General features: G+C 54.6%; 6 protein-coding genes. 4 read left to right on the forward strand and 2 right to left on the reverse strand.

Annotated features, from left to right (window positions below):
- Positions 1–447 precede the first annotated feature (447 nt).
- Complete coding sequence (locus M7Q83_RS13795) at positions 448–915, reverse strand: helix-turn-helix transcriptional regulator (protein WP_298340104.1); 468 nt, start codon at positions 913–915, stop codon at positions 448–450.
- A gap of 693 nt (positions 916–1,608) precedes the next feature.
- Here M7Q83_RS13795 and M7Q83_RS13800 point away from each other — a divergent pair.
- Genes M7Q83_RS13800 through M7Q83_RS13810 form a run of 3 tightly spaced genes read left to right on the forward strand, consistent with a single transcriptional unit; the run spans position 1,609 to position 3,458 of the window.
- A complete protein-coding gene (locus M7Q83_RS13800) occupies positions 1,609–1,848 on the forward strand; it encodes a helix-turn-helix domain-containing protein (protein ID WP_298340107.1) in 240 nt (79 codons plus the stop codon).
- Positions 1,849–1,852: 4 nt separating this feature from the next.
- Positions 1,853–2,341, forward strand: coding sequence for a hypothetical protein (locus M7Q83_RS13805; protein ID WP_298340109.1), 489 nt, complete (start codon positions 1,853–1,855; stop codon positions 2,339–2,341).
- Positions 2,328–3,458, forward strand: a complete 1,131-nt coding sequence (locus M7Q83_RS13810; RefSeq protein WP_298340111.1) for a hypothetical protein — start codon at positions 2,328–2,330, stop codon at positions 3,456–3,458. The genes M7Q83_RS13805 and M7Q83_RS13810 overlap by 14 nt, the downstream gene beginning before the upstream one ends.
- A 7-nt stretch (positions 3,459–3,465) precedes the next feature.
- Here the strand turns inward: M7Q83_RS13810 and M7Q83_RS13815 are convergent, their stop codons facing one another.
- Positions 3,466–3,822, reverse strand: a complete 357-nt coding sequence (locus tag M7Q83_RS13815; protein WP_298340115.1) for a DUF6788 family protein — start codon at positions 3,820–3,822, stop codon at positions 3,466–3,468.
- Between the two features lie 58 nt (positions 3,823–3,880).
- Between M7Q83_RS13815 and M7Q83_RS13820 the strand changes: the two genes are divergently transcribed.
- Complete coding sequence (locus M7Q83_RS13820; RefSeq protein WP_298340119.1) at positions 3,881–4,750, forward strand: transposase; 870 nt, start codon at positions 3,881–3,883, stop codon at positions 4,748–4,750.
- Positions 4,751–4,768 lie beyond the last annotated feature (18 nt).

Here is a 4,768-nt window from a genome sequence, read left to right on the forward strand (position 1 = left end):
AGCTCACTTGCCGCTGTCTATTGCGTAACCAGGGTTACGAATCAATCTCTTCGCCAATGCGAACTGGGAATCTGAGCGAACAATCCGAACATTCAACGATCGTGCCGGAATCTCGTGAGAAGACAACAAAGTCGAGTGCCGCTGTGCACTATGAAGCTTCACCAAACCTATCTTCTCCATTCCATCTCGTCTGAACAGGAGAAATGCCACCGTTGACCATCGTTTCGACGGTCAACGAAGGACAATGCAATGCGGTAGTTGTGGGTTTCGTGCAGCATTCATAGGCGTAACCAGGCATGTGTTAACGGTCAAGCGCTTGAAGGGCGATGTGTCGGCATGTGACCCGTAATGGATTGATGGTCCAGTCCACCTATCAGGCAACTGTCCCTTCAGTACCACTTTGAATCCAGCCATTGTTGGCTGAGATATCACGGGACTTCCGAGCAGTCATTGGTTTTCCTCTCGGTCATGGGAATTCGCGAGTTTCGCCTTCAACTCCATGAAAGTCTCTTCGAAGTTAGCAAGCTGTGATTTGAGTCCGGTGATGTTCTGGTTCAGAAATCCGATATCCCAATGAAGAGTAGAGACCTTCTGCTCAAGGTGTCGGAGTTCGATCATCACGTCGCCAAGCTCCTGCTTGAGGGTAACTTGGCGAAATGAGCGCTGTTCACTCTGACTCTCTTTCTCGGCCTCCAGGGCGAGAGAATACAGACGCTCTACGGCGTCCCCAGACATGCCAAGGGCTTTGGCAAGATCATGGACTCGGGATGCCGGGCAACGCTGAGTACCACGCCGCCATCGACTAATGCTAGACGTGTCGACATGAAGGAGCTCGGCGACATCCTGGACTCTTGCGGTTGACTTCTCGAAAGCTTGATTGATTGCTAAGGCCAGTTGGGTTCGTGCATCTTCCATGAGCTGAAATCCTAGATGGAGTCCTTCGTGGCGCTTCCGATATCGTTGGTTCCGCGCTTTCTTGAAGGTATATCCAAGAAGTAGTAGGAGGTCTGAAGTGGTGCGAGGCTTCTCTCAGACGTGGGTGACGATCCGTCAGCTCTCGACTGCTGAACGGATCAGAGGTGTGACCTTCGGGTGGTTGGGTGCTGCATCGGTAGACAGAGGGGACTGGTATCCACCACCTTAGGTGAGCGCCGCGCATCACCATCTTCTTCTTGAGAGTATCAGGTGATTTTTAGCGTGGGTGCTTGCTCAGGATAGCGACTATGCGGAGCTGGAAGTTACGCCATAGTTCCGTGTTGCCCAGAGTCACGATTGTCAACCGAGACGAGGTTCTGTGCCGCTCTTCAGTGAGTGCGCGGCACAGGTGCAATATCAGTACCGTCGTTTGCCGTCGATAACTGAAGGGATGAAAACCTCGAGGGTGCTCTCTATAGGTAAAACGGGAGCTGCAGAACGTGCAGAATGTTATGGTGTGTGAGCAGGTAGAACCTAGGGCTGGGCGCTTGTTTCCCAAGTCTCGTTAAAGATTGGTATGTGGCATGCCGTTAAGTCTCATATGAAGGGAGGGTGCACATGCGCCACGCAAAATCAGAACGACAATTGGTAGGGGTATCAGAAACGTATCGCCCAACCTACGATGTGGGCCCCATGGAGCGGACCCTAAGGTCGTCGGAACCTCAACTGAAGGGTGAGTCGCTGGTAGGATTCTCAGGTCCTGACACCTTTCCGCCGATCTTGGACTCAAAGTTGGCGGCCAAGCTCCTGCACTGCACGGTGAATGAGGTGCAAAAATTGGCGCGAGAGGGAATCATTCCGGCAAATCGTGCGCCGAATGGGAGATGGAAGTTCTCCCGAGATGCGCTCATCGCCTGGTGCGTGGGACGATAGTGCCATGGGTCGAGATACTTCAAGCACCTCAACTGGAGGTTTCTTTACGGGTGGTGGTGTCGGCGTGCTGGGAGTTCATGCTGCCAGCACAAGTGAGGTCTGCTCGCGAAGGTTAAATGCGGATAAGCGCCTCAGTCTTGGAGCACTCCTCAGGCAAGGTATTCCGATTCCGCTGTGGTACCGAGGATCGCGACTCGGGGGCCGTCTCATCCTTACTCCAGTCTTCGGCGCTATTGACCAGCCAGATAAGATCGGGATGTTATTCCCGACGAGTGAGACCCGATCGAAGGATGGCAGGATGGAGGTCTGGCTTCACTTGGCTCCAAACGCACGGATATCGCTGGGTGCAGATCCAGCGAGCAGAGCTTCCGAGGTTGAGATGAAGCGAGCGGTTCTCGGCCCGCTGGGTCTCTTGGCGCAAGGCCCGGTGAATGTGCTCGTGCAATATGGTGCAATAGAGCTGAAGCTGTGGAGGATCGATGCGTTCTCGTGAGATCTCTGGTCGCCAAAGGGCACTGAACAAGATGGTAGAGCCGATGCGGTCAAAACTTGGGATTGAGGAAATCAACGTGCTTGTCAACAAGGACGCGGCCGCTTGGAGCAAACTGGACCTAACGCCAAAGCAACGCGCAGAGCTGGGGGCATGGGTCAGCACTGTTGCTTTCACAAACCAGCAGCGTGTGCGCTTTACGCAGTTGCGGCAACGTGGTGTGGACGAACACAAGGTCAATGTACTTTTCGGCAATCCTGCAGTCGAGGTGAAAAAGTTTTCTCAACAACTCATAGGAGCAATACACGAGCGGGTGCCATATGCAGAGCAGGACATAGATCGATACGAAACACTTCTATTGATGTGGCCCCAGACCAAGTTCGAGAAACAGAACTGGAATCAGATGCTCAAGTTAGCCTCCATACTTGCTGAGGTTGCCACTCCAAAGATCGAGTACCCTGGAACCGTAGACATTCTCCCTGACAGCGAGATGAGCTCGCAGGATTGTTTATGGGATGAGACCATGAAGGAGAACTACCGTCTTGCACAACACATCGTGCATGCAACGGCCAATGGTGAGTTCGAACTACCTGGGTTCAGCGAACCCAGGATGAAAGAGTTCGCAGAGACGTTTGGGAAACCTGGCGTTCGGCTGTTGGCTCGTTCGAACCGGCTGTCGGTCGCCTTGTCGGTTTGTACAGACTTTTGGCGTTTCGAGGCAGGTGAGTCGAGATTGCTAGCTTTCAGATTGTACTTAGCATCAGTCGAAAGGCTGGTCGGGATTTGGCATCGACAGTGTGGTCTCGACTGCAACGAAGGAGGTCCGCTATCGGCTTCGCTACAGGATCTAGGCAGGTTAAGGATTCCGGAGGCGGTAATCAGGGAGTATTGGTCTGTGTGTAAAACCGCCTACACGAGCAGCTTGAGTGATGCGTTGGGCGTCGCGGTAGATCTGGAACGCTTTCGTCCAAACTCCGATATGGAAATTGAAGCTGCAGATCGATGTTGGCGAGATGCTTATAAGGGTGTTCCAGCAATCAGTGAATTTATTAATTCGTACTTGTTCTCTGTGGAGTTTCGCACTTTTCCCGAACAGGGATTATCCGAGAGTGCGAGTTGAAACGGCGTCAGCGAGTTTTCCAGCGGTCATCTGCCTCGAGCACCTGTAGCGTCAGATTCTGTAACGCGACAACGAGTTCTCTTAGTCGTCTTGCATTGTCAAAAAGTGGTCGGTAGTCCTCTAACTGCTCAGGGGTGAGCACTCGGGTCACAGTCTTTGCCTCGACCTTGTGGGTCCAGACGATGTAGGGACCGTGCAGTTGGGCAGGCTCAGCCTTACAGCGACAGTTCTGTTTACCGCATCGCGTCCTTCGCATCTCGACCGAGCCGGGCAGCGCCAAGCCAATCTCACAGAGTTCCTTGGCAATCTGAGACTGCTTCGCCCGTGCCGCTCGATCGACTCGTAGGCCTTTACTTGTCGTCATCGTCCTCCATTCTATCCTAGTCCGTCGGCCGCTATACCGACGGATTAGGATGTATTCTATGACACAAAGCACAAAGAGTCCTTCATCTAGCACCGCATGGGAGTCAATGATGGGACTGACAAGAGGCTGCTTCGCCGCCCCGAGCTTCGCGATCTTCACGACCATCCTCACCGGCTGGGTACTGACTCCAGGGAGGCGTACAGTAACAGCTATGATCTGTGGGGCTGACCCAGAGGGACGCCGGGCTCACGATGCCTACCACCGCTTCTTCCGAGACGGGAGGTGGTCGCTGACGCTACTGTGGAAAGTGCTCGTCTTACACATCGTGGCCACTCTGGCTCCCGAGGGGACCTTGAGGCTCGACCTCGACGACACGCTATACAAGAAGTCCGGACGCAAGATCAACGGGGCGGGTACCTTTCGTGACGCTGTGCGCTCGACGCACAACAGAGTCGTCTACGCTACCGGACTCAACCTGGTCGTGGTCACTCTGCGAGTCTCGCCACCCTGGGGTCAGATGCCGATTGGAGTACCAGTCGGAGTGCGTCTACACCGAAAAGGTGGTCCGACCACACTCGACCTCGCGACTGAGATCATCGTCGAGATTACCGGTTGGCTTCCTGATCGCTACTTCACTCTGTGTGCGGACGGAGCGTATGCCTCACTGGCGGGGCGAGGGCTTGCACGAACCACCTTCACCTCTCGGATGCGCAGGGACGCTGCGCTCTATGAGGCTGCGCCACCGAGGACCGGCAAGCGGGGACGGCCTGCGACCAAGGGCGAACGACTCGCAACACCAGCCGAGATGGCAAAAGACATGAGCGGCGCTAGATTCGCCAGAGCCTGCTTGGAGTGGCGTGGAAGGACTAAGCCTGGATCCACCGACGCACCCCGGTTTCGGGGTGAGGCGGTGGTCCTGAGGTCGTGATTGTGTGCCGTTGAGCTA

Origin of the sequence: Ferrimicrobium sp. (assembly GCF_027364955.1) — a bacterium.
In the GTDB taxonomy this organism is placed as follows: Bacteria; Actinomycetota; Acidimicrobiia; order Acidimicrobiales; family Acidimicrobiaceae; genus Ferrimicrobium.

Excerpts from the sequence above, each read along its gene's own strand:
- M7Q83_RS13795 (WP_298340104.1), bottom strand. The coding sequence starts at position 915 with ATGGAAGATGCACGAACCCAACTGGCCTTAGCAATCAATCAAGCTTTC.
- M7Q83_RS13800 (WP_298340107.1), top strand. The coding sequence starts at position 1,609 with ATGGAGCGGACCCTAAGGTCGTCGGAACCTCAACTGAAGGGTGAGTCG.
- M7Q83_RS13805 (WP_298340109.1), top strand. The coding sequence starts at position 1,853 with ATGGGTCGAGATACTTCAAGCACCTCAACTGGAGGTTTCTTTACGGGT.
- M7Q83_RS13810 (WP_298340111.1), top strand. The coding sequence starts at position 2,328 with ATGCGTTCTCGTGAGATCTCTGGTCGCCAAAGGGCACTGAACAAGATG.
- M7Q83_RS13815 (WP_298340115.1), bottom strand. The coding sequence starts at position 3,822 with ATGACGACAAGTAAAGGCCTACGAGTCGATCGAGCGGCACGGGCGAAG.
- M7Q83_RS13820 (WP_298340119.1), top strand. The coding sequence starts at position 3,881 with ATGACACAAAGCACAAAGAGTCCTTCATCTAGCACCGCATGGGAGTCA.